Source organism: Variovorax sp. Varisp41 (genome assembly GCF_047325085.1).
GTDB lineage: Bacteria > Pseudomonadota > Gammaproteobacteria > Burkholderiales > Burkholderiaceae_C > Variovorax.
This window is the reverse complement of sequence record NZ_CP168540.1, coordinates 145,675-172,112: the sequence shown is the minus strand read 5'-3', so window position 1 is coordinate 172,112 and position 26,438 is coordinate 145,675. Positions and strand designations below refer to the sequence as shown.

23 protein-coding genes are annotated in these 26,438 nt (G+C 70.4%); 7 read left to right on the top strand and 16 right to left on the bottom strand.

Features of this window, described 5'->3' with window-relative positions; translation table 11 throughout:
* The first annotated feature begins 118 nt into the window (after positions 1-118).
* Both ACEN9J_RS00790 and ACEN9J_RS00785 read left to right on the top strand, forming a co-directional pair.
* Positions 119-1,171, top strand: coding sequence for an AraC family transcriptional regulator (locus ACEN9J_RS00790; protein WP_413763015.1), 1,053 nt, complete (start codon positions 119-121; stop codon positions 1,169-1,171).
* Positions 1,172-1,221: 50 nt separating this feature from the next.
* Entirely contained in the window at positions 1,222-1,806 is a 585-nt protein-coding gene (locus tag ACEN9J_RS00785) for a GbsR/MarR family transcriptional regulator (RefSeq protein ID WP_057595802.1), read from the top strand.
* Positions 1,807-1,945: 139 nt separating this feature from the next.
* Here the strand turns inward: ACEN9J_RS00785 and cydX are convergent, their stop codons facing one another.
* From cydX to ACEN9J_RS00725, 12 genes are all read right to left on the bottom strand, one after another.
* Positions 1,946-2,095, bottom strand: a complete 150-nt coding sequence (cydX, locus tag ACEN9J_RS00780; RefSeq protein ID WP_057595803.1) for a cytochrome bd-I oxidase subunit CydX — start codon at positions 2,093-2,095, stop codon at positions 1,946-1,948.
* 21 nt (positions 2,096-2,116) lie between these two features.
* On the bottom strand, positions 2,117-3,271 hold the full coding sequence (gene cydB, locus ACEN9J_RS00775) for a cytochrome d ubiquinol oxidase subunit II (protein WP_413763014.1): 1,155 nt from the start codon (positions 3,269-3,271) through the stop codon (positions 2,117-2,119).
* Entirely contained in the window at positions 3,268-4,869 is a 1,602-nt protein-coding gene (locus tag ACEN9J_RS00770) for a cytochrome ubiquinol oxidase subunit I (RefSeq protein ID WP_413763013.1), read from the bottom strand. Before ACEN9J_RS00770 ends, cydB begins: the two co-directional genes overlap by 4 nt.
* 64 nt (positions 4,870-4,933) lie before the next feature.
* Positions 4,934-6,640 (bottom strand): amino acid ABC transporter ATP-binding/permease protein, encoded by a 1,707-nt coding sequence (locus ACEN9J_RS00765; RefSeq protein WP_413763012.1) that lies wholly within the window; start codon positions 6,638-6,640, stop codon positions 4,934-4,936.
* Entirely contained in the window at positions 6,637-8,322 is a 1,686-nt protein-coding gene (gene cydD / locus ACEN9J_RS00760; RefSeq protein ID WP_413763011.1) for a thiol reductant ABC exporter subunit CydD, read from the bottom strand. Before cydD ends, ACEN9J_RS00765 begins: the two co-directional genes overlap by 4 nt.
* A 155-nt stretch (positions 8,323-8,477) precedes the next feature.
* The gene (locus tag ACEN9J_RS00755; protein ID WP_413764653.1) at positions 8,478-9,599 is read right to left on the bottom strand and encodes an acyltransferase family protein; all 1,122 of its coding nucleotides are present in this window, start codon (positions 9,597-9,599) and stop codon (positions 8,478-8,480) included.
* 78 nt (positions 9,600-9,677) lie between these two features.
* Positions 9,678-10,640 (bottom strand): NAD(P)H-dependent flavin oxidoreductase, encoded by a 963-nt coding sequence (locus ACEN9J_RS00750; RefSeq protein WP_413763010.1) that lies wholly within the window; start codon positions 10,638-10,640, stop codon positions 9,678-9,680.
* Positions 10,641-10,796: 156 nt separating this feature from the next.
* The gene (locus tag ACEN9J_RS00745; protein ID WP_413763009.1) at positions 10,797-12,587 is read right to left on the bottom strand and encodes an acyl-CoA dehydrogenase; all 1,791 of its coding nucleotides are present in this window, start codon (positions 12,585-12,587) and stop codon (positions 10,797-10,799) included.
* Between the two features lie 74 nt (positions 12,588-12,661).
* On the bottom strand, positions 12,662-13,594 hold the full coding sequence (locus ACEN9J_RS00740; RefSeq protein WP_413763008.1) for an electron transfer flavoprotein subunit alpha/FixB family protein: 933 nt from the start codon (positions 13,592-13,594) through the stop codon (positions 12,662-12,664).
* A gap of 14 nt (positions 13,595-13,608) precedes the next feature.
* A complete protein-coding gene (locus tag ACEN9J_RS00735; RefSeq protein ID WP_203201717.1) occupies positions 13,609-14,358 on the bottom strand; it encodes an electron transfer flavoprotein subunit beta/FixA family protein in 750 nt (249 codons plus the stop codon).
* A gap of 136 nt (positions 14,359-14,494) precedes the next feature.
* Entirely contained in the window at positions 14,495-15,775 is a 1,281-nt protein-coding gene (locus tag ACEN9J_RS00730; protein WP_057597887.1) for a mechanosensitive ion channel family protein, read from the bottom strand.
* 75 nt (positions 15,776-15,850) lie between these two features.
* The gene (locus tag ACEN9J_RS00725; RefSeq protein WP_057597888.1) at positions 15,851-16,804 is read right to left on the bottom strand and encodes a histone deacetylase family protein; all 954 of its coding nucleotides are present in this window, start codon (positions 16,802-16,804) and stop codon (positions 15,851-15,853) included.
* 77 nt (positions 16,805-16,881) lie between these two features.
* On the opposite strand from ACEN9J_RS00725, the gene ACEN9J_RS00720 reads away from it, so the two are divergent.
* The 5 genes from ACEN9J_RS00720 (at position 16,882) to ACEN9J_RS00700 (ending at position 23,407) form a co-directional block, all read left to right on the top strand.
* A complete protein-coding gene (locus ACEN9J_RS00720; RefSeq protein ID WP_057598141.1) occupies positions 16,882-17,802 on the top strand; it encodes an AAA family ATPase in 921 nt (306 codons plus the stop codon).
* Positions 17,799-18,776, top strand: coding sequence for a DUF58 domain-containing protein (locus ACEN9J_RS00715; protein ID WP_413763007.1), 978 nt, complete (start codon positions 17,799-17,801; stop codon positions 18,774-18,776). The genes ACEN9J_RS00720 and ACEN9J_RS00715 overlap by 4 nt, the downstream gene beginning before the upstream one ends.
* 625 nt (positions 18,777-19,401) lie before the next feature.
* Positions 19,402-21,432 (top strand): transglutaminaseTgpA domain-containing protein, encoded by a 2,031-nt coding sequence (locus ACEN9J_RS00710; RefSeq protein WP_413763006.1) that lies wholly within the window; start codon positions 19,402-19,404, stop codon positions 21,430-21,432.
* Between the two features lie 57 nt (positions 21,433-21,489).
* Positions 21,490-22,755 carry a lytic murein transglycosylase B gene (mltB, locus tag ACEN9J_RS00705; RefSeq protein WP_413763005.1) on the top strand — a complete coding sequence of 422 codons (1,266 nt, stop codon included), beginning with the start codon at positions 21,490-21,492 and terminating at the stop codon, positions 22,753-22,755.
* Between the two features lie 10 nt (positions 22,756-22,765).
* Positions 22,766-23,407: an N-methyl-D-aspartate receptor NMDAR2C subunit gene (locus ACEN9J_RS00700; RefSeq protein ID WP_413763004.1), complete on the top strand. Its 642-nt coding sequence runs from the start codon at positions 22,766-22,768 to the stop codon at positions 23,405-23,407.
* 16 nt (positions 23,408-23,423) lie between these two features.
* Here ACEN9J_RS00700 and ACEN9J_RS00695 read toward each other — a convergent pair whose 3' ends face one another.
* The 4 genes from ACEN9J_RS00695 to ACEN9J_RS00680 are packed head-to-tail and all read right to left on the bottom strand — an operon-like array spanning position 23,424 to position 26,434.
* Positions 23,424-23,915 (bottom strand): hypothetical protein, encoded by a 492-nt coding sequence (locus ACEN9J_RS00695; RefSeq protein WP_413763003.1) that lies wholly within the window; start codon positions 23,913-23,915, stop codon positions 23,424-23,426.
* Positions 23,912-25,000, bottom strand: coding sequence for a beta-ketoacyl synthase N-terminal-like domain-containing protein (locus tag ACEN9J_RS00690; protein WP_413763002.1), 1,089 nt, complete (start codon positions 24,998-25,000; stop codon positions 23,912-23,914). The genes ACEN9J_RS00695 and ACEN9J_RS00690 overlap by 4 nt, the downstream gene beginning before the upstream one ends.
* Before the next feature lie 7 nt (positions 25,001-25,007).
* Complete coding sequence (locus tag ACEN9J_RS00685; protein WP_057592243.1) at positions 25,008-25,280, bottom strand: acyl carrier protein; 273 nt, start codon at positions 25,278-25,280, stop codon at positions 25,008-25,010.
* Complete coding sequence (locus ACEN9J_RS00680; RefSeq protein ID WP_413763001.1) at positions 25,277-26,434, bottom strand: ABC transporter permease; 1,158 nt, start codon at positions 26,432-26,434, stop codon at positions 25,277-25,279. The genes ACEN9J_RS00685 and ACEN9J_RS00680 overlap by 4 nt, the downstream gene beginning before the upstream one ends.
* Positions 26,435-26,438: the final 4 nt, after the last annotated feature.

Genomic DNA, 26,438 nt, shown 5'->3' with positions numbered 1-26,438 from the left:
TGAGCGCATGGTAGAAATCCGGGCCCGGGCCGGCGATTGCGCTTCGCTTCGTTCGCATTGCAGAAAACGTCAATCGACGGCCCGCCGCGTCCCGTGTACGGTCGAATCGCCCTCTCCCATGCTGCAACCGCCCGTCACCATCCCGATCGCCTTCGTCGAAGGCATGCTTTCCGGCATCCGTGCCCGCGGCGCCGCCGCGCCCATCGACATCGATCGGGCGCTGGAAGACGCGGGCGTGCCGCCGCCGCTGCTGGCCGAGCCGGGCGCGCGCGTCACGGCCGAGCAGTACGTGGCGCTGTTCGCGCTCTTGATGGACCGGCTCGACGACGAGTCGCTGTGTTTCCTCACGCGCCGGATGCGCCGCGGCAGCCTGGCGCTGATCGCGCGCTCCACGCTCGGCGCCCCCGATTTCGGCCATGCGCTGCGCCGCGTGGCCCACACCTTCAGCCTGCTGCAGGACGACCTGCGGCTGGTGCTGCTGCGCGAGGGCGAGCTCGCGGGCTTCGGCATCGCGATCGAGAACCCCGCGATCGGCCACCAGAACTTCCTGCACGAGCTGATGCTGCGCGTGTACTGGCGCCTGCTGGCCTGGCTGCATGGCGGACGGCTGGCGGCGCGGCGCTTCGACTTCGGCTTCGCGCTGCCGCCCTACGCGGCCGGCTATGCCAAGGTGTTCCCCGGCACCTTGCGCTTCGGCCAGCCCTGCTCGGCCGTGTGGTTCGACGCCGAGGCGCTGCGCACGCCGATGCACCGCGACGCGCATGCGATCCGCGACTTCCTCGCGGCCTCGCCCGGCAACGTGATCCTGCCGCGGCTGGCCGAGCAGCCCGTCAGCGCCAAGGTGCGCGAGATCCTGCAGCAGAAGCGCCCGGCCTGGGCCGACCTCGCGACCGTGGCCGCCTGCCTGCACATGTCGGTCAGCACCCTGCAGCGCCACCTGGCGACCGAGAGCACCTCGTTCCAGGCACTCAAGGACCAACTGCGGCGCGACGTGGCGATCGTGCGGCTGGCCACCAGCGCCGTGCCGCTGGCGGCGCTGGCCGCGGAACTGGGCTTTGCCGACAGCGCGGCCTTCCAGCGCGCCTTCAAGACCTGGACCGGTGGCGCGCCGGGTTCGTACCGGCGCCGCGTGGCCGCGGCCGGCGGTGGCGATTCCCTGCCGGCGCCCTGAGTTTTCAGAAGCTTCCGGAACGGCCGCAAGGCCCGGGCGACAATCGCCCCATGCCTCCCACCTCCGACCTGCCCCCGCTCAACCGCCAGTTCGTCGCCCATTTCGGCGAGATGGGCAGCAAGTGGGGCATCAACCGCACCGTCGGCCAGATCTACGCGCTGATCTTTCTCTCGGAACGTCCGCTCAATGCCGACGAGATCGCCGAGCTGCTGGAGTTCTCGCGCTCCAACGTGAGCATGGGCCTGAAGGAGCTGCAGGCCTGGCGCCTGGTGCGCCTGCGCCACCAGCCCGGCGACCGGCGCGAATACTTCGAGGCGCCGTCGGACGTGTGGGAGATCTTCCGCGTGCTGGCCGAGGAGCGCCGCCGCCGCGAGATCGAACCCACGCTCTCGATGCTGCGCAATGCCCTGCTCGAGTCGCCCCACAGCGAGGCCGAGCGTCATGCGCAGGAGCGCATGCGCGAGATGCACGACCTGATCGACCGGCTCATGAAGTGGTTCGACGACGTGCAGCGGCTGTCGCCCGAGACCGCGATGCAGCTCATGGGCATGGGCTCGACCGTGACCAAGGTGCTGACGCTCAAGGACCGGATCACGGGGGGTGCATCGAGGAAGAAGAAGCCTGCGACGGATTGAGGCTGTCAATACGGGGACAAGGACGCGAAGGACGCAAAGATTCCGCGAAGGTCGCGAAAGAAGACATTTGAAATTTCTTCCTTGACCCTTTTGCGTTCTTCGCGAAACCTTCGCGCCCTCTGCGTCCGGCTGTCCGCTTTCAGAGCCTTTCCTGCCCCTCCGGCGTTTCAGGCATCTCGAATTTCTCCTTGCGGATGGCGTCGTCGGCCATCAGCTCGAACCACATCGCGTTGAGCACCGCGAAGGCGGCCGCCAGCGGCAGGCCGAGGATCCAGGCGAAGTACCACATCGTTCTATTCCTTTCTTGCGATCAGTACGCGTGACCGCGTTCCTCGCGGATCGCCTTCTCGTCGACCTTGCCCCACAGCACGTGGTAGACCCAGGTCGTGTAGGCCACGATCAGCGGGATGAAGATGGCCGTGACCACCAGCATGATGAACAGCGTGAGGTGGCTCGAGGACGAGTCCCACACGGTGAGGCTGGCGCGCGGATCGATGGAGGACGGCAGGATGAACGGGAACATCGAGGCGCCCACGCTCAGGATGATGCCGGCGATGCCGAGCGCGCCGGCCAGCAGCGCGAGCAGTTCGCGCCGCAGCGCGAGCCCCATCAGCGCCAGCAGCGCGCCCGCGAAGCCGGCCACCGGCGCGGCCAGGGTCCAGGGGTGGGCCGCGTAGTTCGCGAACCAGGCACCGGCCTGCAGCTCGACCGTCTTGAGCAGCGGATTCGACGGCCCCACGGTATCGACCGCGCTGGTGATGCGGTAGCCGCCGATGGCCGAGGCCATCCAGAAGCCCGCCGCCGCATAGAGCACGATGGTGGCGGCGGCCGCGACCATGCCGTAGCGGCGCGAGCGCTCGGCCACGGGTCCGGCGGTCTTCAGCTGCAGCCAGGCCGCGCCATGCATCGCCATCATCGCCACCGACACCAGCCCGCACAGCAGCGCGAAGGGGTTGAGCAGGCCGAGGAAGCTGCCGTCGTAGTGGATGTGCATGTCGGTCGCGAAGCGGAACGGCACGCCCTGCAGCACGTTGCCCACCGCCACGCCGAAGATCAGCGCGGGCACCAGGCCGCTGAAGAACAGCACGCCGTCCCAGCGCGCGCGCCATTGCGGCGACTCGCGCTTGCTGCGGAACTTGAAGGCCACCGGCCGCAGGATCAGCGCCGAGAGCACGACGAACATCGCAAGGTAGAAGCCGGAGAACGAGACGGCGTAGAGCTGCGGCCAGGCCGCGAACACCGCGCCGCCGCCGAGGATCAGCCAGACCTGGTTGCCTTCCCAGACCGGGCCCACGCTGTTGATGACGAGCCGGCGTTCGATGTCGTTGCGCGCCGCGAACGGCAGCAGCATGCCGCTGCCGAGGTCGAAGCCGTCGGTGACGGCGAAGCCGACCAGCAGCACGCCGATCAGTGCCCACCAGATGAAGCGCAGGGTGTCGTAGTCGAGGAGTGTGTGGAGGATCATGCGGCGCTCCCGGTGGTCGAGACGGCGTGGGCGGGCGGAACGTGCGAGCGCGCGTCGCCCTCGTCGGGCGAGTGCTCGGCGACCGGCCCCTTGCGGATCGCCTTGACCATCAGCTTGAGCTCGATGACCAGCAGCACGGTGTAGATGGCGACGAAGCCCGCGAGCGTGAACAGCACCGACTTGATGCCGATGTTCGAGACCGCCACCGCGGTCGGCAGCACGCCCTCGATCACCCAGGGCTGGCGTCCGAACTCGGCCACCAGCCAGCCGGCCTCGGCCGCGATCCACGGCAGCGGGATCGCGATCACCGCGGCATTGAGCAGCCAGCGGTGGCGGTCCAGCGTGCGGCGCGCCGACAGCACGAAGAAGGTGCCGGTCAAGAGGATCAGCAGCATGCCGATGCCCACCATGATGCGGAACAGCCAGAACAGCGGTGCCACCTGCGGCACCGTGTCCCAGGCCGCCTTGGCGATCTGCTCGTCGGTGGCCTGGCGCGGATCGTCCACGTAGCGCTTGAGCAGCAGCGCGTAGCCCATGTCGACGCCGTTGTTCTCGAAGGCGTCGCGCACGCCCTGCGTGACCGGCTTGCCGCCGGCCTCGCGGATCTTCTGCAGCGCGTCGTAGGCCTTGATGCCCTCGCGGATGCGCGCCTCGGCGCGCTTCACGAGCTCGTCGATGCCCGGGATCACGGTGCTGAGCGAGCGCGTGCCGATCAGCCCCATCACGCCCGGGATGTGGATCGCGTAGTGGGTCTCGCGCGCGGCCTGGTCGGGAAAGCCGAAGGCGGTGAAGGCCGCGGGCGCGGGCTGGGTCTCCCACATGGCCTCGATGGCCGCGAGCTTCATCTTCTGGTGCTCGGTCGAGAGGTAGCCGCTCTCGTCGCCCAGCACCACCACCGACAGCGAGGCCGCGAGGCCGAAGGAGGCAGCCACCGTCATCGAGCGCTTGGCGAGCTCGATGTGGCGGCCCTTGAGCAGGTACCAGGCCGAGATGCCCAGCACGAACACCGCCGCGCAGACATAGCCGGCCGACACCGTGTGCACGAACTTGGCCTGCGCCACCGGGTTGGTCAGCACGGCGGCGAAATCGGTGACCTCCATGCGCATGGTCTGCGGATTGAAGGCCGCGCCCACCGGGTTCTGCATCCAGCCGTTGGCGATCAGGATCCACAGCGCCGAGAAGTTGGAGCCGATGGCCACGGCCCAGGTGGTGGCGAGGTGGCCGACCTTGGAGAGCCGGTCCCAGCCGAAGAAGAACAGGCCGACGAAGGTCGCCTCCATGAAGAAGGCCATCAGGCCCTCGATGGCCAGCGGCGCGCCGAAGATGTCGCCCACGTAGTGGCTGTAGTAGCTCCAGTTCATGCCGAACTGGAACTCCATCACCACGCCGGTGGCGACGCCCATCGCGAAGTTGATGCCGAACAGCACGCCCCAGAATTTCGTCATGTCGCGCCAGATCACGCGGCCGGTCATGACGTAGACGGTCTCCATGATCGCGATGACGACCGAGAGGCCCAGCGTCAGCGGGACGAAGAGGAAGTGGTAGAGCGCCGTGACGGCGAATTGCAATCGCGACAAGGCGACGATGTCGAGGTCCATGGTGGCTTCCTTTGTGTTCCCTGTGTTCTTCGTGGTGGAGTGGTTGGCGTTGCTTCGGTGTCGTTCAATCGGCGCGCAGTTGCCGCAGCGCGTGTTCGAAGGCCTCGCTGCCGCTGCGCAGGTCGGCGACGACGCGGCCGTCCTCGATGCGCAGCAGCCGGTCGGCGAGCGCGGCCTCGCGGCGCAGGTGGGTGGCGATCACGAGCGTGCGGCCCTCGGCATGGCGCGCGAGGCGCTGCAGCACGTCGTGCGCGACCGCGGCATCGAGCGCCTCGGTGGGCTCGTCGAGCAGCCACAGCGGCACCGGGCGGAGAAAGAGGCGCGCGAGCGCGAGGCGGCGCGACTGGCCGCCCGAGAGGCCGAGGCCGCCTTCGCCGAGGCGCGTGGACAGGCCGGACGACAGATGGCGCACGTCGTCGGCCAGGCCCGCGGCCTGCAGCACGGCCCACAGTTGTTCGTCGTCGGCGGCGGGATCGGCCAGCCGCAGGTTGTCGCGCAGCGTATCCTCGAACAGCTCGGTGCGCTGGGTCAGCAGGCAGCAGGGCAGCGCGGCCACCTCGCCACGGCGCGGCGCGAGTTCGCCCGCGATCACCGAGAGCAGCGTGGACTTGCCGCTGCCGCTCGGGCCGACGATGGCGACACGCTCGCCTTCGGCGATGGTCAGCGAGAGGTCTTCGAGCGCGGGCACGGTGCTGGCGCGATGGAAGGCATCGATCGTCGTGAGGCGCAGCGCGAGCGATGCGTCTTCGGGAAGCCGGGGCGCGGTGGGCGTGTCGTCCTGCGCCATGCGCGGCGCCAGGCGACGCACCGCGAGCCAGGTGCGGCCCGCGTCGAGCGCGCCGCGGCGCAGCGCGGCGAAGGGTTCGAGCGCGGTGAGCGCCACCAGCAGCGCGAGCGCGGCGGCGGGTGCGCCGATCGCGCCCTCGCCCACCAGCGCCGCCACCGCGAGCAGCACCGCCACCAGCGTGAGCGTGCCCGCGCCGCCATAGGCCAGGCCGGCCGTGCTCTCGAGGCGGTTGAGCGCGAGGTCGGCGCGCGCCAGCCGGCGGTCGGCCGCGGCCAGCGCCTCGCGCTGCGCATCGAGGCGGCCGGCCATCGCCAGTTCGGTCTGGCCGGCCACCAGGTCGGCCGCGCGCTCGCGCAGCGTCTCGATGGCGCGCGCGCGCCGCAAGGCCGGACGGCGCGCGCGGCGCGACACCGCGAAGGCCAGGCCCCAGCCGACGGCCACGAGCCAGGCCGCGAGCGCCGCGCCCATCGCGACGTGCATCGTGCCGAGCACCACGCCGGCCAGCAACGCGGCGCCGAGTGCGGCAGCGGCGGGCACCAGCAGGCGCAGGTAGAGCGACTCGAGCGCATCGATGTCGCTCGTGAGCCGGAACAGCAGGCGCGCCGGGCGCAGCGCCAGCGCGCGCGCCGCCTCGGCCCGCGCCCAGCCGCGGAACAGTCGCACGCGCAGCGCGGCCAGCGCGCCGAAGGTGGCGTCGTGCGTGACCAGCCGCTCGCCGTAGCGCGAGGCGGTGCGACCCAGCGCCAGCAGCCGGATGCCGGCCGAGGGCGCGAACACGTCGAAGGTGAAGGCCGTGGCCGCATGCAGGCCCGCGAGTGCGGTGGCGGTGATGAACCAGCCCGAGAGCCCGAGCAACGCCATGCCCGTGAGCACGGTCACGGCGGCCAGCAGCGCGCCCCAGCGCAAGGCGCGCGACTGGGCCGCGAAGAAGGGGCGCAGCACCAGGCGCAATTCGCCGGCGTGACGGTGCGTGTTCGGCTTCATGCGGCCTTCTCCGCGGCATCGGCGCCGAGCTGCACGACGCGGTCCAGGCGCGCGGCCAGCGCGGGGTCGTGCGTGGCGACGATCATGGTGCGGCCGCGCGCGAGTTCGAGCAGCGCATCGGCCACGCGCCGCGCGGTCTCGGTGTCGAGGTGGGCGGTGGGCTCGTCGACCAGCAGCAGGTCGTCCTGCGGATGGACCGCGATGCGCGCCAGCGCGAGGCGCACGGCCTCGCCGCCCGACAGGCCCAGGCCACCCTCGCCCAGCGCCGCGCCCGGATGCGCCTGCGCGACGTGCTCGAGCTGCGCGAAGCGCATCGCGGCCTCGACGCCGCCCGCGTCGAGCGCGCGGCCCAGCGCGACATTGGCGGCGACAGGGCCCGCGAACACGTGCGGCTTCTGGCCCATCCAGCCGATGCGCGCGCGCAGCGCGGCGGCGGTGCGCTCGTTCATCGGCACCCCGCCGATCAGGATCTCGCCCTGCTGCGCCGGCACCAGGCCCGCGATCAGCGACAGCAGCGCGGTCTTGCCGGCACCGCTGGCGCCGGCCAGCGCGATGTGCTCGCCCGCTGCCACGCGCAGCTCACGGCCTTCGAACACGCGGCGCGATTCGCCGGGCCAGGCGAAATGCAGGTCGTGCACGACCACCGAGGGCGCGGCACTCGAGGGCTGCATCGAGACCACGTGCACGTCCGGCGCGTGGGCGCCCGGCAGCGGCAGCGCCTCGCGCTGAAGGCCCTCGAGCGCCTCGAGCGCGGCCTCGCCCGCCGCGCGGTCGTGCCACACGGCCGAGAGTTCGCGCAGCGGTTCGAAGAAGGCCGGCGCGAGCAGCAGCACGAACAGGCCCTGGCCCAGGCTCAGCGGCCCGTTCCAGGTGCCGAAGCCCAGCGTGCCCAGCAGATGGAAGCCGACGTAGACCGCCACCATCGCCACGCCCAGCGCCGAGAACAGCTCGAGCACGGCCGAGGACAGGAAGGCGATGCGCAGCACGGCCATGGTGCGTTCGCGCAGCGACTGCGCCGAGTCGGCGAGCCGCGCCGCGGTGGCATCGACCGCGCCGAGCGCGCGCAGGGTCGCGAGGCCGCGCAGGCGGTCGAGCAGGAAGGCGTTCATGCCGCCCATCTGCACCATCTGCGCCTCGCTGGCCGCCTTGGCGCGCCAGCCGACGATGGCCATGAACAGCGGGATCAGCGGCGCCGCGAACAGCAGCACCAGCGCCGCCACCCAGGTCTGGCTCGCGACCACGGCGAGGATCGCGAGCGGCACCACGGTGGCACGCCAGCGCGCGGGCTGGTAGCGCACCAGGTACGGCACCAGCGCCTCGGCCTGCTCGGCCAGCGCGCTCGCGGCCAGGCCCGAGGGCACGCGGCCGCGGTCGAGTGGCGAGGCACCGGCCAATGCCTCCGCGGCCTGGGCGCGCAAGTCCGAGAGCCGAGCGCGCGCCCGCCCGAAGGTGCGCCGCGCGCCCCAGGCTTCGCAGGCGGCACGCAGCCAGCCGAACAGGAGGATGCCGAGCGCGGGCCACAGCACCGCGGCCAGCCCGCCGCCATCGGCCAGCGCCTGCACCGCCCAGGCCAGCAGCGCCGCCTGAGGCAACCACAACAGGGCCGCCGCGCCCTGCACCACGCCGCCGATCTCCGGCCGGGCCAGGGCACGCAGGGGTCGACGGTGGGCGGAAGGGTTCATCTGTTTTTGATTTCGTGAATTTTCAGTATTTACTGAAATTTCCACAATGATACCGAAAACCTGACCGGACAGCGAGCACGGCGAAGCCTGCCCGCTTCGCCGCACGGGCGCAAGTCAACGAAGGAACGCGTCCGGCCAGAACGGCCGGCGGGATCTCAGTGCGAGACGACGATGCCGCTGATCAGCAGCCCCGCGAACAGCGCGGCGACGGCGCGCCACGAGGCCGGCCGGGTCTCGACCCAGCGGTACAGCAGCGCGGCCGCGGCGATCGACAGGCCGAAGGTCGCGAGCATGCCGAGCCCGTCGATCCAGGGCGCGTGCGGCCCGAGCCGCACCACGGCGGCATTCACCGCGAGCAGCACCGGAAAGTGGATCAGGAACAGCGAATAGGACATGCGCCCCAGCCGCTGCAGCGCGACCGCCGCCAGCGGCCAGCGCGGCGGCGACAGCCATTGCCGCCGCTGCGCCACCGCGATCAGCAGCGCCGTGACCAGCGCGGTCGCGATGCGGCTGCGCCATTCGAGCGCCAGCGCGCCCGTGCCCAGCAGCAGCAGCAGCGCGATGGCGCTCTGCCAGGTGCTCGCGCGCGTGGCGCGGCCGATCCAGAACACCAGCATGCCGAGGCCGTAGGCGCCGAAGAAATAGAAGGCGGTGTCGTCGAGCTCGGACTCGCGGTTGAACAGCGCCAGCGATGCGACGGCCACGCCGAGCACCAGCGCGACCGCGAGCCAGCGCCGGCGCGCGGCTTCGCCGGGCCGCGCCAGTTGGTCCGCCTGGGGCGCGAGCAGCGCCGGCAGCCCGATCAGCGTGAGCGCCAGCGCGAACAGCTGGAAGTCGATCGCCACGTACCAGACGCCGGTGGACAGTGCCTCGTAGCCCAGCAGGTCCTGCAGCAGCAGCCCGTGCGCGAGCAACTGACCGATGCTCGGCGAGGCCGGCACGAGCTCGGCGTCGAGCCAGGGCCGCACCGCGGCCGCCACCAGCACGCAGACGGTGAGCGCGGCGAGGTAGGGCATCACCAGTCGGCCGTAGCGCTGGAAGATGCGCACGAGCGGCCGGTCGATGCGCAGCAGCCCGTCGGGCGCGAGACTGGCCGCGGCCAGGAAGCCGGCGATCACGAGGAAGATCTGGACCGCGAGCCGGCCGTCGCTGGCCAGCCAGCCGAGGAAATCGGGCGCGAGCGACAACGCGCCCGCGGGCATCGGCCCGTAGCGCGAGAGGTGATGCCCGACGATCACCGCGCAGGCGAGCCCCTTGGCCGCGTCGAGCAGCGGCATGCGCTCCCGCCGCGCGGCGGGAGCAGGTGCGGCGCTCGCCGCCGGGGCCGGCAGGTCGTTCACGCTAGGAACGCGTTCTCAAAGCGCGAGCCGCTGGCGAGCCTCCTGGTATTCGCGCTTGAGCTTCTCGATGAAGACGCCGGCGCTCGAGACTTCGCTGATCGCGCCGATGCCCTGGCCCGAGCCCCAGATGTCCTTCCAGGCCTTGGCCTTGTTGCCCTCGCCGCCCGAGAAGCTCATGGTCTTCACGTCGCCTTCGGGCAGGTTCGCCGGGTCCATGCCGGCGTTGACGATGCTGGGCGCGAGGTAGTTGCCGTGCACGCCGGTGAACAGGCTCGAGTAGACGATGTCGTCCGAAGTGCCCTCGACGATGGCCTGCTTGTAGGCGTCGCTCGCGCGGGCCTCCTCGGTGGCGATGAAGGCGGTGCCGATGTAGGCGAAGTCGGCGCCCATGGCCTGCGCCGCGAGCACCGCGCCGCCGGTGGCGATCGAGCCCGACAGCGCGATCGGGCCGTCGAACCACTGGCGGATCTCCTGGATCAGCGCGAACGGGCTCTTGATGCCCGCATGGCCGCCGGCGCCGGCCGCCACCGCGACGATGCCGTCGGCGCCCTTCTCGATCGCCTTCTGCGCGAACTTGTTGTTGATCACGTCGTGCAAGGTCACGCCGCCGTAGCTGTGGACCGCGTCGTTGACGTCGGTGCGCGCGCCCAGCGAGGTGATGACGATCGGCACCTTGTACTTCACGACCATCTCCATGTCGTGCTCGAGGCGGTCGTTGCTCTTGTGCACGATCTGGTTGATGGCGAAGGGCGCGGCGGGCTTGTCGGGATTGGCCTTGTTGTAGGCCGCGAGCTCCTCGGTGATCTCGATCAGCCACTCCTCGAGCTGCGCCGCGGGCCGCGCGTTGAGCGCCGGCATCGAGCCGACCACGCCGGCCTTGCATTGCGCGATCACGAGCTTGGGGTTGCTGATGATGAACAGCGGCGAGCCGATGATCGGCAGCGGCAGGTTCGCGAGCACGGGGGGCAGTTTCGACATGGTCGTTGTCTCAGGGGTTGTTGAATTCGGGAGCGGACAGCCGGACGCGGAGGACGCGAAGATTCCGCGAAGTGCGCAAAAGCAAAACCAAATTTTGATTTCTCTTTCGCGTCCTTTGCGTAACCTTTGCGACCTTCGCGTACGGAAGTCCGGATGTCAGAAAGCCTCGAGCGCCAGCGCGTTCACGCTCTCGGCACCGTCGACGATGCTGTCGCGCAGGCCCGGCGCCTTCGAGAGGATGTGCTCGGCATAGAAGCGCGCGGTCGTGATCTTGGCCTGCATGAAGTCGACGTCGACGTTGTGCGAGGCCTGGTCCTGCGCCACGATCAGCGAACGCGCCAGCTGCCAGCCGGCCACCAGGTTGCCCGCGAGCATCAGGTAGGGCACGCTGCCCGCGAACACCGCGTTGGGCGAGGCCTTGGTCTGGCCCGCGACGAAATCCACCACCTCGACGAAGGCCTCGCGCGCGGCCTTCAGGCGCTTGAGCACGGCCTTGGCGGCGGCGCTGTCGCTCTTCGCGAGCTCGGCCTCGGTCTTCTCGATCTGCGCGGCGATGGCCTTGGCCGTCTGGCCGCCGTCGCGCGCGGTCTTGCGGCCCACGAGGTCGTTGGCCTGGATCGCGGTCGTGCCTTCATAGATCGTGAGGATCTTCGCGTCGCGGTAGTACTGCGCCGCGCCGGTCTCCTCGATGAAGCCCATGCCGCCGTGCACCTGCACGCCCAGCGAGGTCACCTCGAGGCTCATCTCGGTGCTGTAGCCCTTGACCAGCGGCACCATGAATTCGTAGAAGGCCTGGTTCTGCTTGCGCGCGTCGGCATCGGGATGGTGGTGCGCGGCGTCGTAGGCCGCGGCGGCCACGCTGGCCATCGCGCGGCAGCCTTCGGTGTAGGCGCGCATGGTCATCAGCATGCGCTTCACGTCGGGGTGATGGATGATCGCCGCGCTCGCGTTGATCGAGCCGTCGACCGGGCGGCTCTGCACGCGCTCCCTGGCGTAGGCCACGGCATGCTGGTAGGCGCGCTCGGCGATCGCGATGCCCTGCATGCCCACCGCATAGCGGGCCGAGTTCATCATGATGAACATGTACTCGAGGCCGCGGTTCTCCTGGCCCACGAGATAGCCGACGGCACCGCCGTGGTCGCCGTACTGCAGCACCGCGGTCGGCGAGGCCTTGATGCCCATCTTGTGCTCGATGCTCACGCAGTGCACGTCGTTGCGCGCGCCCGGCGAACCGTCGGCGTTCAGCAGGAACTTCGGCACCACGAACAGGCTGATGCCCTTCACGCCCTCGGGCGCGCCGCTCACGCGCGCCAGCACGAGATGCACGATGTTCTCGGCCATGTCGTGCTCGCCGTAGGTGATGAAGATCTTGGTGCCGAAGACCTTGTAGGTACCGTCGGGCTGCGGCTCGGCGCGGCTGCGCACCAGCGCGAGGTCGCTGCCGGCCTGCGGCTCGGTGAGGTTCATCGTGCCGGTCCACTGGCCGCTCACGAGCTTCTCGAGGTAGGTGGCCTTGAGCTCGTCGGAGCCCGCGGTCAGCAGCGCCTCGATGGCGCCATCGCTGAGCAGCGGGCACAGCGCGAAGCTCATGTTGGCCGAGTTCAGCATCTCGCCGCAGGCCGCGCCGATGGTCTTGGGCAGGCCCTGGCCGCCGAAGTCGGCCGGATGCTGCAGGCCCTGCCAGCCGCCCGACACGTACTGCGCGAAGGCTTCCTTGAAGCCGGCCGTGGTCGTGACCTCGCCGTCCTTGAACGACGAGGGATTGCGGTCGCCCGCGACGTTGAGCGGCGCGATCACGTCCTGGTTGAAGCGCGCGCATTCCTCGAGCACGGCCTGCGCGGTCTCGAGGCCGGCGTCCTCGAAGCCGGGCAGCCTGGCGATCTCGCCGATGTTGGCCAGGTGCTCGATGTCGAACAGCATGTCCTTGAGGGGGGCGGTGTAGCTCATCTCATGTCTCCCGATACTGCGGATGTGAAAAGGGCATCGCGAACGATGCCCTCTGGCTCAATGCAATGGCGCGATCAGAGCGCCTTCACCAGTTCCGGCACGGCCGTGAACAGGTCGGCCACGAGGCCGTAGTCGGCCACCGAGAAGATCGGCGCCTCTTCGTCCTTGTTGATCGCCACGATCACCTTGGAGTCCTTCATGCCGGCCAGATGCTGGATCGCGCCCGAGATGCCCGCAGCGATGTACAACTGCGGCGCGACGATCTTGCCGGTCTGGCCCACTTGCCAGTCGTTGGGGGCATAGCCCGCGTCGACGGCCGCGCGGCTGGCGCCCAGGCCCGCGTTGAGCTTGTCGGCCAGCGGGGCCATCACTTCGGTGAACTTCTCGGCGCTGCCCAGCGCGCGGCCGCCCGAGACGATGATCTTGGCAGCCGTGAGTTCGGGACGCTCGCTCTTCGTGACTTCTCGGCCGACGAAGCTGCTCTTGCCGCTGTCGGCCACGCCTTCGGCGGTTTCGACCGTTGCGCTGCCACCGGTGGCGGCCGCGGCATCGAAGCCGGTGGTGCGAACGGTGATCACCTTGGTGGCATCGCTGCTCTGCACGGTGGCGATCGCATTGCCCGCGTAGATCGGACGCTCGAAGGTGTCGGGGCTGTCGACCTTGGTGATGTCGCTGATCTGCGCGACATCGAGCTTGGCTGCCACGCGCGGCGCGACGTTCTTGCCGTTGGCGGTCGAGGGGAAGAGGATGTGGCTGTAGTTGCTGGCGATGGCCAGGACTTGAGCCGCGACGTTCTCGGCCAGGTTCTCGGCGAGGCTGGCGCTGTCGGCTGCGATGACCTTGGAGACACCAGCGATCTGGGCGGCGGCCTTGGCGGCTTCGGCCGCATTGGCACCGGCCACGAGCACGTGGACGTCGCCACCGCAGGCAAGCGCGGCGGTCACGGTGTTGAGGGTGGCCGGCTTGATGCTGGCGTGGTCGTGTTCGGCAATGACGAGTGCGGTCATGTTCGTTGTCTTCCTCAGATCACTTTGGCTTCGTTCTTCAGCTTGTCCACCAGGGTCGCCACATCGGGCACCTTGATGCCGGCACCGCGCTTCGGCGGTTCCGAGACCTTCAGCGTCTTCAGGCGCGGCTTGACGTCCACGCCCAGGTCCTCGGGCTTGAAGGTGTCGAGCTGCTTCTTCTTGGCCTTCATGATGTTGGGCAGCGTGACGTAGCGCGGCTCGTTCAGGCGCAGGTCGGTCGTGATGACGGCCGGCAGCGTGAGCGAGACGGTCTCGAGGCCGCCGTCGACTTCACGGGTGACGTTGGCCTTGTCGCCGGCGACTTCGACCTTGCTCGCGAAGGTGGCTTGCGGCAGGTCGGCCAGCGCAGCCAGCATCTGGCCGGTCTGGTTGGCATCGTCGTCGATGGCCTGCTTGCCGAGGATGATCAGCTGCGGCTGTTCCTTGTCGACCAGCGCCTTGAGCAGCTTGGCCACGGCCAGCGGCTGCAGCTCTTCCGAGGTCTCGACCAGGATGCCGCGGTCGGCGCCGATGGCCATCGCGGTGCGCAGGGTCTCCTGCGACTTGGCGTCGCCGCACGAGACGGCGATGACCTCGGTCACCACGCCCTTCTCCTTCAGGCGCACGGCCTCTTCGACGGCGATCTCGTCGAAGGGGTTCATGCTCATCTTGACGTTGGCGATGTCCACGCCCGTGCCGTCGCTCTTGACGCGCACCTTCACGTTGTAGTCGACGACCCGTTTGACAGGCACAAGAACCTTCATTGACTTGACTCCATTGGGATTGCAAAAAGGGGGCTTCGAGAGCAACCGGTCATTCTAGGACGCGACCTTTGCCGTCTCTGATCTCATTCCGATTCACGCCGCGGGGCGAAAAAAGAACGGTCGTGCTTTTCCTCGATTATAAGGCAGCGTCCGCCGGTGGCGAAATCCCGGGCGGCAGCGATTCGACGCGCAGAACGCGCTGCGGATAGGGAATGTCGATCTTCGCGGCGCGCAGGCCGTCGAGGATCGCGACGTTGATCGCCGAGCGCAGGTTGTCCTTGCCCTTGTCGGGATCGGCGACCCAGAAGTTCAGCGTGAACTCCAGCCCGTCGGGCGCGAAGTTCATCAGGAAGGCCACCGGCGCCGGGTCGGTCATCACGCGCGGCTGGGCCTTGGCGGCATCGCAGAGGATGGCCTGAACCTGCGCGACGTCGCTCTCGTAGCCGACCACGATGCTGGTCGTGATGTTGAACTTGCGGTCCGCGATCGAGAGGTTCTCCACGCGCGAGGTGATCAGCGATTCGTTCGGCACGATCGCCTCGCGGCCGTTGCCGGCGCGGATCAGCGTGTAGCGGGTCTTGATGTCGGTGATGCGACCCTCGAAGGTGTCGACCTTGACGTTGTCGCCGATGCGGATCGAGCGCTCGAGCAGGATCACGAAGCCGCTCACGTAGTTGGCCGCCAGCTTCTGCAGGCCGAAGCCCAGGCCGACGCCGAGCGCGCCGCCGAGCACCGACAGCGCCGTGAGGTCCACGCCCACCGCCGACAGCGCGAACAGCAGGCCCACCAGCAGCAGCAGTGCGCGCACCGCGTTCGAGGCCACCTTGCGCATCGACAGGTCGGTGACGGCCTCGCGCAGGATGCGCTTCTCGATCGTCGAGGCGATCCACAGCGCGATCACCAGCACCAGGCCCGCCGACAGCGCGCCCTGGATGATGGTCTGCAGGCTCACCCGGGTCTTGCCGAAGGCCAGCGTGATGTCGTCGAGTTCGGCCAGCACCGGCGGCAGCAGGCCGATGATCCAGAGCACGGCCGCGACCCAGGCCAGCCACGAGATGGTGCGCTCGAGCAGCCGCACGAGGTTGGAGGCCGGGAACACGGCGCGCAGCACGCGCGCGAACAGCCGGATCACGGCGAGCGACAGGAACACCGAGACGCCGATGCGCAGCACCAGGATGGTCTGGTACTCGGACACCAGCCGCCGCGCGAGTTCGGCGAACACCAGCGCCATCAGCGGGAACAGCACGCCGTCGAAGGTGCGCTCACCGAACCAGATCGAGTCCTTGGGCTGGTCGCGCCCGAACCAGCGGCAGATGCCCCAGGCCAGGGCGATGCAGGCGGCGAGCGCGGCCAGCTCGATGGCGATGCCGCGCGCATCGACCTGCGCGAGTCGTTGGGTGAAGTCGTTGAAGTTCATCTCTTGCAGCAAAAGGGGCCGGGCCCACACACGGCGCGCCAGGCGCACCACCGGGGTGCGCCCGCGCCCTTCGAATCAGAGCTCGGCCAGCACGCGGATGTGCGCTTCCACGCTGCGCGCGAGCGCGTCGAGGTTGTAGCCGCCCTCGAGCATCGAGACGATGCGTCCGCGCGCATGGCGGCGCGCCACGTCGCGGATGCGGTCGGTGATCCAGGCGAAGTCGTTCTCGTTGAGACCGAGCTGCCCGAGATCGTCTTCCCGGTGCGCATCGAAACCCGCGCTCACGAACACCATCTGCGGCCGGAACGCCTCGAGCCGGGGCATCCAGATCGCCTCGATCATCTCGCGCACGTCCATGCCCTTGGTGTAGGCCGGGATCGGCAGGTTGAGCATGTTCGAGGCCGGATGCTCGGTGCCGCTGTAGGGATAGAAGGGGTGCTGGAAGAAGCCGACCATCAGCACGCGCGGGTCGTCCGACAGGATGTTCTCGGTGCCGTTGCCGTGGTGCACGTCGAAGTCGACCACGGCCACGCGGTCGAAGCCGTGCACCTCGAGCGCATGGCGCGCCGCGATCGCGACGTTGTTGAGGAAGCAGAAGCCCATCGCCTGCTCGCGGCAGGCATGGTGGCCGGGCGGACGCACGGCGCAGAAGGCGTTCTCGACCTCGCCGGCGATCACCGCGTCGGTGGCGGCGATGGCCGCCCCGGCGGCGCGCCGGGCCGCCAGCAGCGTGAAGCGGTTGAGCGCGGTGTCGGGGTCGATGTGCGCATGGTCGGGGCCGCCAACCGGCTCGTCGGCCACCAGCCGCTGGTGCAGCGCCTCGAGGTATTCGACGTGTTCGGTGCTGTGCGCCCGGGTGATCTGCGGCAGCGTGGCCAGCGGGACGTCGCGCCGCTCGAGCGCGTCGCCGACGCCGGTGGCCAGCAGCCGGTCCTCGATGGCATCCAGGCGCTCGGGGCATTCGGGATGACCCCGGCCCATGTCGTGCTTCCAGCAGTCGCGATGAGTGAAGTAACCGGTCTTGCCCATGTCTCGGTGTCGCGTCTAGACCTCACGCGGCGCGGGGCTGCCGGGTCTTACGGTATCGTTTGCATATGGATACAAATATGGACGTTGCCGCGAAGCTTGCCACTTTGCTGAGCCAGCTTAACACGGTGATCGTGGGCAAGGAGGCCCAGGTGCGCGACTGCGTGGCCTGCCTGCTGGCCGGCGGCCACCTGCTGATCGAGGACGTGCCCGGGGTCGGCAAGACCACCCTGGCCCATGCGCTCTCGCACACCTTCGGGCTGCAGTTCTCGCGCGTGCAGTTCACGGCCGACCTGATGCCGGGCGACCTCTCGGGCGTGGCGATCTACGACCGCGGCCAGCAGGCCTTCGTGTTCCATCCGGGCCCGATCTTCTCGCAGGTGCTTTTGGCCGACGAGATCAACCGCGCCAGCCCCAAGACCCAGAGCGCGCTGCTCGAGGCGATGGAGGAGAAGCAGGTGACGATCGAGGGCGAGACCCGCCCCCTGCCCACCCCCTTCTTCGTGATCGCCACGCAGAACCCGCAGGACCAGCTCGGCACCTTCGCGCTGCCCGAGTCGCAGCTCGACCGCTTCCTGATGCGCATCTCGCTCGGCTACCCCGACCGCGCGGCCGAGCGCCAGCTGCTGGCCGGCATCGACCGCCGCGAGATGCTGGCCACCCTGCCCGCGCTGCTCACACCCGGCGAGCTGACCGCGCTGCAGCAGCGCGTGCAGCAGGTGCACGCGGCCGAGCCGCTCTTGAACTACGTGCAGGACCTGATCGCCGCCACCCGCTCGGGCCGCTGGTTCCTGCAGGGCCTGTCGCCGCGCGCCGGCATCGCCGTGCTGCGCGCCGCCAAGGCCCAGGCCCTGCTCGCCAACCGCCACTACGTCGCGCCCGACGACGTGCAGGCCGTGCTGCCGCAGACCGTGGCGCACCGCCTCACGCCGGTCGGCGATGCCGGCCGCGGCGCGGTCGAGCAGGTGCGGGCGATGATCGCGGCGGTGCCGCTGCCGTGAACGCCCTCGGCGCCATCCGCTCGCGCATCGACGGCTGGTTCCTCTCGCGCCGGCCGCCGTCGGACACGCTCGAGCTCACGCAGCGCAACGTCTACATCGTGCCCACGCGCGCCGGCTGGACCCTGGCGCTCACGCTGCTGGTGCTGCTGGTGGCGTCGATCAACTACCAGCTCAACCTCGGCTACCTGCTCACCTTCCTGCTCGCGGGCAGCGTGGCGGTGGGCATGCACGTGTGCCACGGCACCTTGCGCGGGCTGGCGATGCACCTGATGCCGCCCGATGCGCATTACGCGGGGAGCGCGGCGGTGTTCCGGGTGGTGCTGCACAACGCGCGGCGCGGGGTGCGCTACGGGATCGGGATGGCGGTGCGCGGCAGCGGGCAATGGGCGTGGACCGATGTGCCGGCGCAGGGCAGTTCGACGGTGGAGATCGCTTTTCTGCCGGAGCGAAGGGGGTTGCATCCGGTGCCTGCATTGACGGCGGAGACGCGGTTTCCGCTGGGCACCTTTCGGGTGTGGACGGTGTGGCGGCCTGCGTCGCAGATGCTGGTGTATCCGGCGCCTGAAGCGCATCCGCCGCCCTTGCCCGCGGGGGAGCCGTTGTCGGGTTCCGCGGCTGTTTCTTCCCTGGTGCGGTCCTTGGGGGCTGGGGAGTATGACGGGGTGCGGGCCTATCGGCGGGGGGATCCGTTGAAGCTGGTGGTCTGGAAGAAGGCGGCGCAGGCGTTGGCTGCGGGGTCCGAGGAGTTCGTGAGTCGGGATGCTCAGCAGACGCAACGCGAGGAGCTTTGGCTGGATGCGCAGGCTACTGGGTTGGGTGATGTTGAAGGGCGGGTTTCTCGATTGTGTGCCTGGGTGTTGATGGCGGATCGGTTGGGGGTGGACTATGGGGTCCGTATTGGCGGGCGCGTGTTGAAGCCTTCGCAAGGGGAGGCGCATCGGAGGGCTTGTCTGGAGATGCTGGCTCTATGCTGAATGTGTTTGGCTTTGCTGAGGCTGTTGGCCGGGTCTCGCCCCGGCGGGCGACTTACTTTTCTTGTCTCGCCAAGAAAAGTAAGCAAAAGAAGGCGACCCCGCTGTCTGTGTCCCTCCGCTTCGCTACGGGCAACCTGCGGTGCTCGGAGAAAGCGGGGGTCCGCAGAACTCGCTTCGCTCAAACAGCTGCGGCCCTGATCCCGCTTTCTCCTGCGCTCCTCGGCACAGCCAGAGGGGATGAGAGTCAACGCGCCATGGCGCGTCCTTGTGTGGTGTGCGGGAGTGCAAAGGCCCTCGGTCTTCTTCTACCTGGGCCGAGCGAAGCGAAGGCCTGTGGGGAATCTAGGGCCGAGCGCAGCGATGGCCCGCTCCACCCCCTCTGGCTGCGCCGAGGAGCGCAGCGTTTCGCGGATCAGGGCTCGCAGCTGTTTGAGCGGAACGAAGTGGAGCGAGTTCTGCGAGACCCCGCGAAACGCGAGCACCGCAGGTTGCCCCGTAGCGCAGCGAAGGGGTCGCAGACAGTGGGTCGCCTTTTCTTTGGTTACTTTCTTTTGGCGAAGCAAAAGAAAGTGACTCGCCCGCCGGGGCGAGACCCGGCCAACAGCCTAAAAAAGAAGAGCTCCCAATGAAGAAGCTCACGATGGCCACATTGCCAAGAGACGCAAGAGACACCCTCTTTCTCCTGGCAGTCATAGCCCTCATCATCCTCCCCCAGGCAGACACCCTCCCCTGGTGGTGCACCACCCTCACCACAGCAGTCCTGATCTGGCGCGGCACCCTCGCCATCCAATCCCGACCCCTCCCCTCCCGCTGGTGGCGCATCGCCCTGCTCGTGGTGACAGTCGCCGCCACCTTCGCCACCCACCGCACCCTGCTCGGCCGCGACGCCGGCGTCACCCTGGTCGTGATCCTGCTCGCGCTCAAGACGCTCGAACTGCGCGCGCGCCGCGACGCCTTCGTCGTCTTCTTCCTGGGCTTCTTCGCGATGCTCACGAACTTCTTCTACTCGCAGTCGCTCGCCACCGCGGCCATGATGCTGCTCGCGCTGCTGGGCCTCTTGACCGCACTGGTCAATGCCCACATGCCGGTGGGCCGGCCGCCGCTCGCTCAGGCCGCGCGCACCGCGGGCTGGATGGCGCTCGCGGGCGCGCCGATCATGTTCGCGCTGTTCCTGCTGTTCCCGCGCTTCGCGCCGCTGTGGGGCACGCCGACGGACGCGATGGCCGGGCGCAGCGGGCTGTCGAACACGATGCGCGTGGGCACCATCGCCGAGCTCGCGCTCGACGGCCGCGTGGCGGCACGCATCAAGTTCGACGGCGACCGCGCGCCGCCGCAGAGTCAGCTCTATTTCCGCGGCCCGGTGCTCGCGCAGTTCGATGGCCGCGAGTGGACCGCGCTGCCATCCTGGCGCCGCGGCGCGGGCGGCTCCGAGCTGCGCACCAGCGGCGAGCCGCTGGGCTACGAGGTCACGCTCGAGCCCAGCAACCGCCCGTGGCTGCTCACGCTCGACGCCGCGCCGCGCGCGCCCGCGCTGCCGGGCTACGAGGTCACGGGCAGTTCGGACCTGCAATGGTTCGTGAACCGGCCTCTGTCGGACCTGGTGCGCTACCGCGCCCAGAGCTACACGCGCTTCGAGAGCGGCCCGGTCGCCAGCGCCAACAGCCTGCGCGCCTACCTCGCGCTGCCGCCCGCGTCGAACCCGCGCACCGCGGCGCTCGCGCGCGAGATGCTCGCCGACCCGGCGCTGGCCGGCGCCGCCACGCCCGCGCTGGTGCAGGCGGTGCTGCGGCGGCTGCGCACCGGCGGCTACAGCTACACGCTCGAGCCCGGCGTCTACGGCAACGACACCGCCGACGAGTTCTGGTTCGACCGCAAGGAGGGCTTCTGCGAGCACATCGCCTCGGCCTTCGTGGTGCTGATGCGCGGCATGAACGTGCCGGCGCGCATCGTCACCGGCTACCAGGGCGGCGAACTCAACGGCATCGACAACTACTGGGTGCTGCGCCAGAGCGACGCCCATGCCTGGGCCGAGGTCTGGGAAGCCGGCAAGGGCTGGGTCCGCGTCGACCCCACGGGCGCGGTGGCGCCGGGACGGGTCGGCCAGTCGATGCGGCTCGTGCAGCCGCCGGGCCTGTTCGCGGGCGCGGTCATCGCGATGAGCCCGACCTTCGCGCAAAACCTGCGCGCGGCCTGGGAGGCCGTCAACAACGGCTGGAACCAGTGGGTGCTCAACTACACGCAGAGCCGCCAGCTCGACCTGCTGAAGAACATCGGCTTCACGGCACCGAGCCTCGAGGACCTGGCCTACGTGCTGCTCTACCTGCTGGTGGGCGCGAGCCTGGCCGGCGCGCTCTGGACGCTGTGGGAACGCAGCCAGCACGATCCCTGGCTGCGCCTGCTCGGCCGAGCGCGCGCGCGGCTCGCGAAAGCCGGCCTCGCCGTGCCCGGCACCGCGCCGCCGCGCCAGATGGCCGCGCTGGCCGAGGCCTTCTTCGGCACCGATGAAAGCGCGCCGCTGCGCGACTGGCTGCTGAAGCTCGAAGCCCAGCGCTATGCACCGGCCGGCCCCGGGACGCTGGCCGCGCTGCGCGCCGAGTTCCGCCGCCTGCCATGGCCCGCGCGCAAGGCCGGGCCCGCACTACTGCAGCCCGGCTGAACGCAACCACATGTGTCGCCCGCCGGCCCGCGCGCGGCCGGGCGGCACAATCGGCCGATGCGATCCTCCCTCTCCCCGCGGCGCCAGCCGGTCCGCGCCGCCGCCCTCGCCCTCTTCGCTGCCTGCGCCGCCGGCCTCGCCACGCAGGCCGCGGCCCAGCCCCGCCCGGCAGTCAAGGCCGTGGTCGGCAGCACGCCCTACGCCACGCGCGACGACGCGATGCGCTTCGCCGACGAGGTCGCGGCGCGCCGGGGCCTGGACCGCCAATGGGTGCGCGCCACCATCGGCGGCGCGCGCTTCCTGCCCAACGTGCCGCGGCTGATGCTGCCGGGACCGGTGGGTACGGTGAAGAACTGGCAGGTCTACCGCAGCCGCTTCATCGATGCCACGCGCATCGCCGCGGGCGTGCGCTTCTGGCGCGCCAATGCCGACCTGCTCGCGCGCGCCGAGGCCACCTACGGCGTGCCGCCCGAGATCGTCGTGGGCATCGTGGGCGTGGAGACCATCTACGGCCGCAACATGGGCAACTTCCGCGTCATCGATGCGCTCGCCACGCTGGCCTTCGACTTCCCGCAGGGCCATCCTCGCGCGGCCGAACGGCAGGCCTTCTTCCGCGGCGAACTCGAGAGCTTCCTGAGCACCGAGAGCCGCACCGCCGACGATCCGATGGTGCCGCTGGGCAGCTACGCGGGCGCGATGGGCATGCCGCAGTTCATGCCGAGCAGCATCGCCAAGTACGCGGTCGACTTCGACGGCGACGGCCGCATCGACCTGGTCAACAACACGGCCGACGTGATCGGCTCGGTGGCCAGCTATTTCAAGGCCTTCGGCTGGCAGCCGGGCATGCCCGCGATCTACCCGGTGCGCTTCGACGAGTCGCGGCTGCGCAAGGACATCCTGCTGGCACCCGACATCCTGCCGAGCTTCAGCGCCGACAGCTTCGTGGCCGCGGGCGCGGTGCTCGATGGCGAGGGCCAGCGCCATCGCGGCCTGCTCGCGCTGATCGAACTGCAGAACGGCGCGAGTGCCGCGCCGACCTACGTGGCGGGCACGCGCAACTTCTACGTGATCACGCGCTACAACTGGAGCAGCTACTACGCGATGTCGGTGCTCGACCTCGGCAACGAGGTCAAGGCGGCGATGGGCTATGCGCCGGCGCCGCAGCCGGTGCTCGCGCCGGCCCCCGCGCCGCTGCGCTCGCAGCCGAGGCTCGATGCGCAACCGATGCCGCTGCCCCTGCAATCGACGCCGACCGAGCCGACGGCCTCGCAACCGCTGCCGCCCGCCTCCTCGCCGCGGCAACCGATGCCGCTGCCGCAGTGAGGGCCACGCAATGACGCCCCTGTCGAGCGCGGCCCTGTGGGCCAATTGGCACGCCGCCTGGCGCGCGCTCGGCATCGCGCAACCCGGCACGCCCGAGCGCGATGCGCTGTGCGATGCGCTGCAGCGCCGCTACGCCGAGCCGCAGCGCCACTACCACACGCTGCAGCACCTCGGCGAATGCCTGGCCTGGTTCGAGCGCGAGCAGGCCGCCGCGCAACGGCCCGGCGAAGTGGCGCTGGCGCTGTGGTTCCACGACGCGATCTACGACGTGCATGCGCACGACAACGAGGCACGCAGTGCCGCCTGGGCGCTCGAGGCGCTGCGCAGCTTCGAGGCCGGCGAGGACGTGGCGCAGCGCGTGCACGACCTCGTGATGGCCACGCGCCACGATGCCGTGCCCGAAGGCCGCGATGCCGAGCTGCTGATCGACATCGACCTCTCGATCCTCGGCGCCGAGCGCGCGCGCTTCGACGAATACGAGGAACAAGTCGGACGGGAATACGCCTTCGTGCCGCTGGAGATCCGCCTGCCGCGCCGGCGCGCGATCCTGCAACGCTTTCTCGACCGCGACGCGATCTACGCCACGCCGCGCATGCACGCCCTGCTCGAGGTCCGCGCGCGCGAGAACCTGCGCCGGTCGATCGCGGGCTGAGCGCGCCGCCGGTCTCTCAGGCCGGCAGCAGCCGCCACCATTCCGAGCGCATCGGCAAGGCGCCACCGGCCTCCTCGACCTGGCCCAGCAGCAGGCCGTCGGCCCCCGCGCCGTGCACCATCAGCCGCAGCAGTTGCGCCGCATCGCGGTTCAGCACGAAGCTGCCGTCGCCGCGCCAGCCCAGGCAGCGGCCGACCTCGGCCAGCGCCAGCGCGGGCTGGCTCTGCATGAAGGTGAAGGGCATGGTGAGCCCCGCATCGAGCTGCTCGAGCCCGGTGCAGGTCGCGGCCCAGGGTCCGCGCCGGCTGCCGACGCGCAGGCGCGCACCGGCCGGCAGCGCGGCCTCGCCGGCGGCGTCGATGCAGCGCAGCGCGCCATGCATCGCGAGCTCGGTCCAGGCGCCGACGCGGCGCGGCCGGTAGCCGAGCCGCTGCACCAGCTGCGCGTGCCAGTCTTCGGCCAAGGGGTCGGCACCGACATGCGCGACGACGCGCCAGCCCTCGATCATGGCGCGCCCCCCCCCGCATCCTCGAGCACCAGCGCCGCATGGCCGCCGCCGAAGCCCAGCACGTTGAACAGCACATGACGCAGTCCGCGCGGCGCCGAGGCACTCAGCGCCAGGCCCAGCGCCTCATCGGGCGCATGCGTCGCCACCGGCCACGCACCATGCGCGACGCAGCCGGTCAGCAAGGCCAGCTCGGCCGCGCCCGAGGCGCCGAGCGTGTGGCCGATCGCGGTCTTGAACGACACCAGCGGCGGCAGCGGATCGAACAGCGCGCGCAGCGCCTGCGCCTCCACCGCGTCGTTGCCGGGGCTGCCCGCGGCCTGCACCTTGACCAGGCCGATGTCGCGCGGCCGCAGCCCGGCCTGCGCGAGCGCGGCCTCGCACACGGCGCGCACCGCGCCCGCCTCGTTGCCCGCGGGATTGCTGCCGTCGACGATGTTCGCGCCGCCCGCGATGCGCCAGCGCGCGGGCCGCGTGCGCAGCTGCAGCGCCGCGAAGGCCTCGCCGAGCACCAGCCCGTCGCGGCCGGCGCCGAAGGGCCGCGCGCCATCGGGCGACAGCAGCTGCATCGCGCCGAAGCCCGCCACGGTGAAGCGGTTGTCGGGCTCGGCGCCGAGCACCAGCGCCTCCTCGGCCCCGCCGCCGCGCAGCAGCTCCGAGGCCGCGAGGATCGCGTTGAGCGCCGAGGTGCAGGCCGTCGACACGGTGAAGACGGGGCCGCGCCAGGCGAGCGCGCCGGCCACGATCTCGGCGAAGTCGAGCAGGTCGCCGCCGAGCCGGCGGTCGTCCTTCTCGTGCTCCATGTGGCCGATGTCGAGCGAGGACGAGGCGACGAACAGCGGCGCGTCGCGCGACACCGCGCCGCCCGAGCGATCGGCCTGCGCCACCACCGCGCGCACGCGCCGGCGCACGCGTTCGTCCCAGCCACCGTCGGTGGGCGACAGCTTGTAGACGGGCCACCGCGCCTGCGCCGACACGGCCACCGGCACGGGCCGCACGCCGCCCGCGCGCAAGGTGGCGAGCGCCGCGTCCAGATCGTCGCCCAGCGCGCAGGCCAGCCCCACGCCGCCGAGGTACACCGCCCTCATCGCGCGGTCATGCCTTCTGCTCGCGCAGCAGGTGCTCGGCCAGGTGCGCGACCGAGCTCAGCGCGCGGCGCGTCTCCTTGCTGTCGGGCATGCGCACGCCGAAGGCCTGCTGGATCGCCATCGACACCTGCAGCGCATCGAGCGAGTCGAGGTCCAGCCGCGCCTCGGGGCCGAACAGGGCCTCGTCGTCCGACAGGCCGCCGGGCGGCGGCTCCTTCTCGACGGCCTCGAGCACCAGCGTCTTGAGCCGGGCGATGAATTCGGGAGTGACGGGGTTCATGGCGTGCGCCTGCGAAAGAGAAAGACCGCGAGCACGAACATGGCGGCCGCGAACACCACCAGCCGCCCGACCTGCGGCAGCGTGTCGGCCACGCCGCCGCCGCGCAGCAGCACGGTCAGCAGGGCCTCGAGGCCCCAGTTCATCGGCGAGAGCTCGACCAGCCGCTGCATGAAGCCCGGCATCACGAACTTGGGCACCATGATCCCGCCCGCGGCCGCCATCAGCACGTTGACCATCGGCCCGATGGTGGCGGCCTGCGCATGGCTGCGCACCGCGCAGGCCAGCGCCAGCGAGAGGCTCACGGCCGCGAGGCTCACCGCGCCGAGCGCGACCAGCAGCGCCCCCCAGTCGATGCCCGCGAGCGAGAGCGCATCGCCGCCGATCAGCGGCATCAGCCAGATGCCCGCGGCCAGCATCAGCGCGGCCTGCACCGCGTTCACCGCGAGATAGGGCAAGGCCTTCGAGGCCAGCAGCATGGCGCGCGACACGCCCAGGCTCTGCAGCCGGCCCAGCGCGCCCGAGCCGCGCTCCTGCACCAGCAGGCTCGAGAGCGAGGCCACCACGAAGAACATGCCGAACACCAGCCAGGCCGGCACGTTCTGCTGCACCGAGGTCGGCCGCGGCCCGCTGCTCGCGAAGCGCTCGGCCTGCACCAGCGCCTGGATCGACGCACCCTGCGCCGGCCCCGCGGTGCCCGGCACCTGCAGCGCGAGCCGCGCCTTGAGCTCGCCCGAGGCGCCGACCAGCTCGGCGCGCAGCGCGTTGTGCAGGTTGCTGTCGATGCCGGGCTCGGTCAGCAGCTGGATGTAGGGGCGCGTCGAGAGCGCCACCGACTCGAGCTCGTCCGACAGCCCCGGCTGCAGCACGATCACGTACTTGAGCTCGCCGCGGCGCAGCCGCGCCTGCCAGTCGGCGCCCAGCGGCTCGGGCGCGCCATGCGCCTTGCGCCACAGCTGCAGCAGCCACTGCGCGGGCGTGCCGTCGTCGCGCACGTCGACCGCGTAGTTCAGCGCGACCAGCGGCGGGCGGTAGATGTCCTTGAGCGTGAGCGACATCAGCACGATGAAGATCATCGGCATCAGGAACAGCGCGGCCAGGCCGTGCATGTCGCGCCGCAGCGCGAGCAGTTCCTTCTGGATCAGGGCCCGCAGCATCGGT

Coding starts and splice junctions, on each gene's coding strand:
- cydD (WP_413763011.1), bottom strand. CDS start 8,322: ATGAACCCTTCCGCCCACCGTCGACCCCTGCGTGCCCTGGCCCGGCCG.
- ACEN9J_RS00710 (WP_413763006.1), top strand. CDS start 19,402: ATGAAGAAGCTCACGATGGCCACATTGCCAAGAGACGCAAGAGACACC.
- ACEN9J_RS00765 (WP_413763012.1), bottom strand. CDS start 6,640: ATGAAGCCGAACACGCACCGTCACGCCGGCGAATTGCGCCTGGTGCTG.
- ACEN9J_RS00720 (WP_057598141.1), top strand. CDS start 16,882: ATGGACGTTGCCGCGAAGCTTGCCACTTTGCTGAGCCAGCTTAACACG.
- ACEN9J_RS00790 (WP_413763015.1), top strand. CDS start 119: ATGCTGCAACCGCCCGTCACCATCCCGATCGCCTTCGTCGAAGGCATG.
- ACEN9J_RS00750 (WP_413763010.1), bottom strand. CDS start 10,640: ATGTCGAAACTGCCCCCCGTGCTCGCGAACCTGCCGCTGCCGATCATC.
- ACEN9J_RS00725 (WP_057597888.1), bottom strand. CDS start 16,804: ATGGGCAAGACCGGTTACTTCACTCATCGCGACTGCTGGAAGCACGAC.
- ACEN9J_RS00685 (WP_057592243.1), bottom strand. CDS start 25,280: ATGAACCCCGTCACTCCCGAATTCATCGCCCGGCTCAAGACGCTGGTG.
- cydB (WP_413763014.1), bottom strand. CDS start 3,271: ATGATCCTCCACACACTCCTCGACTACGACACCCTGCGCTTCATCTGG.
- ACEN9J_RS00700 (WP_413763004.1), top strand. CDS start 22,766: ATGACGCCCCTGTCGAGCGCGGCCCTGTGGGCCAATTGGCACGCCGCC.
- mltB (WP_413763005.1), top strand. CDS start 21,490: ATGCGATCCTCCCTCTCCCCGCGGCGCCAGCCGGTCCGCGCCGCCGCC.
- ACEN9J_RS00740 (WP_413763008.1), bottom strand. CDS start 13,594: ATGACCGCACTCGTCATTGCCGAACACGACCACGCCAGCATCAAGCCG.
- cydX (WP_057595803.1), bottom strand. CDS start 2,095: ATGTGGTACTTCGCCTGGATCCTCGGCCTGCCGCTGGCGGCCGCCTTC.
- ACEN9J_RS00785 (WP_057595802.1), top strand. CDS start 1,222: ATGCCTCCCACCTCCGACCTGCCCCCGCTCAACCGCCAGTTCGTCGCC.
- ACEN9J_RS00695 (WP_413763003.1), bottom strand. CDS start 23,915: ATGATCGAGGGCTGGCGCGTCGTCGCGCATGTCGGTGCCGACCCCTTG.
- ACEN9J_RS00730 (WP_057597887.1), bottom strand. CDS start 15,775: ATGAACTTCAACGACTTCACCCAACGACTCGCGCAGGTCGATGCGCGC.
- ACEN9J_RS00735 (WP_203201717.1), bottom strand. CDS start 14,358: ATGAAGGTTCTTGTGCCTGTCAAACGGGTCGTCGACTACAACGTGAAG.
- ACEN9J_RS00690 (WP_413763002.1), bottom strand. CDS start 25,000: ATGAGGGCGGTGTACCTCGGCGGCGTGGGGCTGGCCTGCGCGCTGGGC.
- ACEN9J_RS00745 (WP_413763009.1), bottom strand. CDS start 12,587: ATGAGCTACACCGCCCCCCTCAAGGACATGCTGTTCGACATCGAGCAC.
- ACEN9J_RS00755 (WP_413764653.1), bottom strand. CDS start 9,599: ATGCCGCTGCTCGACGCGGCCAAGGGGCTCGCCTGCGCGGTGATCGTC.
- ACEN9J_RS00770 (WP_413763013.1), bottom strand. CDS start 4,869: ATGGACCTCGACATCGTCGCCTTGTCGCGATTGCAATTCGCCGTCACG.
- ACEN9J_RS00680 (WP_413763001.1), bottom strand. CDS start 26,434: ATGCTGCGGGCCCTGATCCAGAAGGAACTGCTCGCGCTGCGGCGCGAC.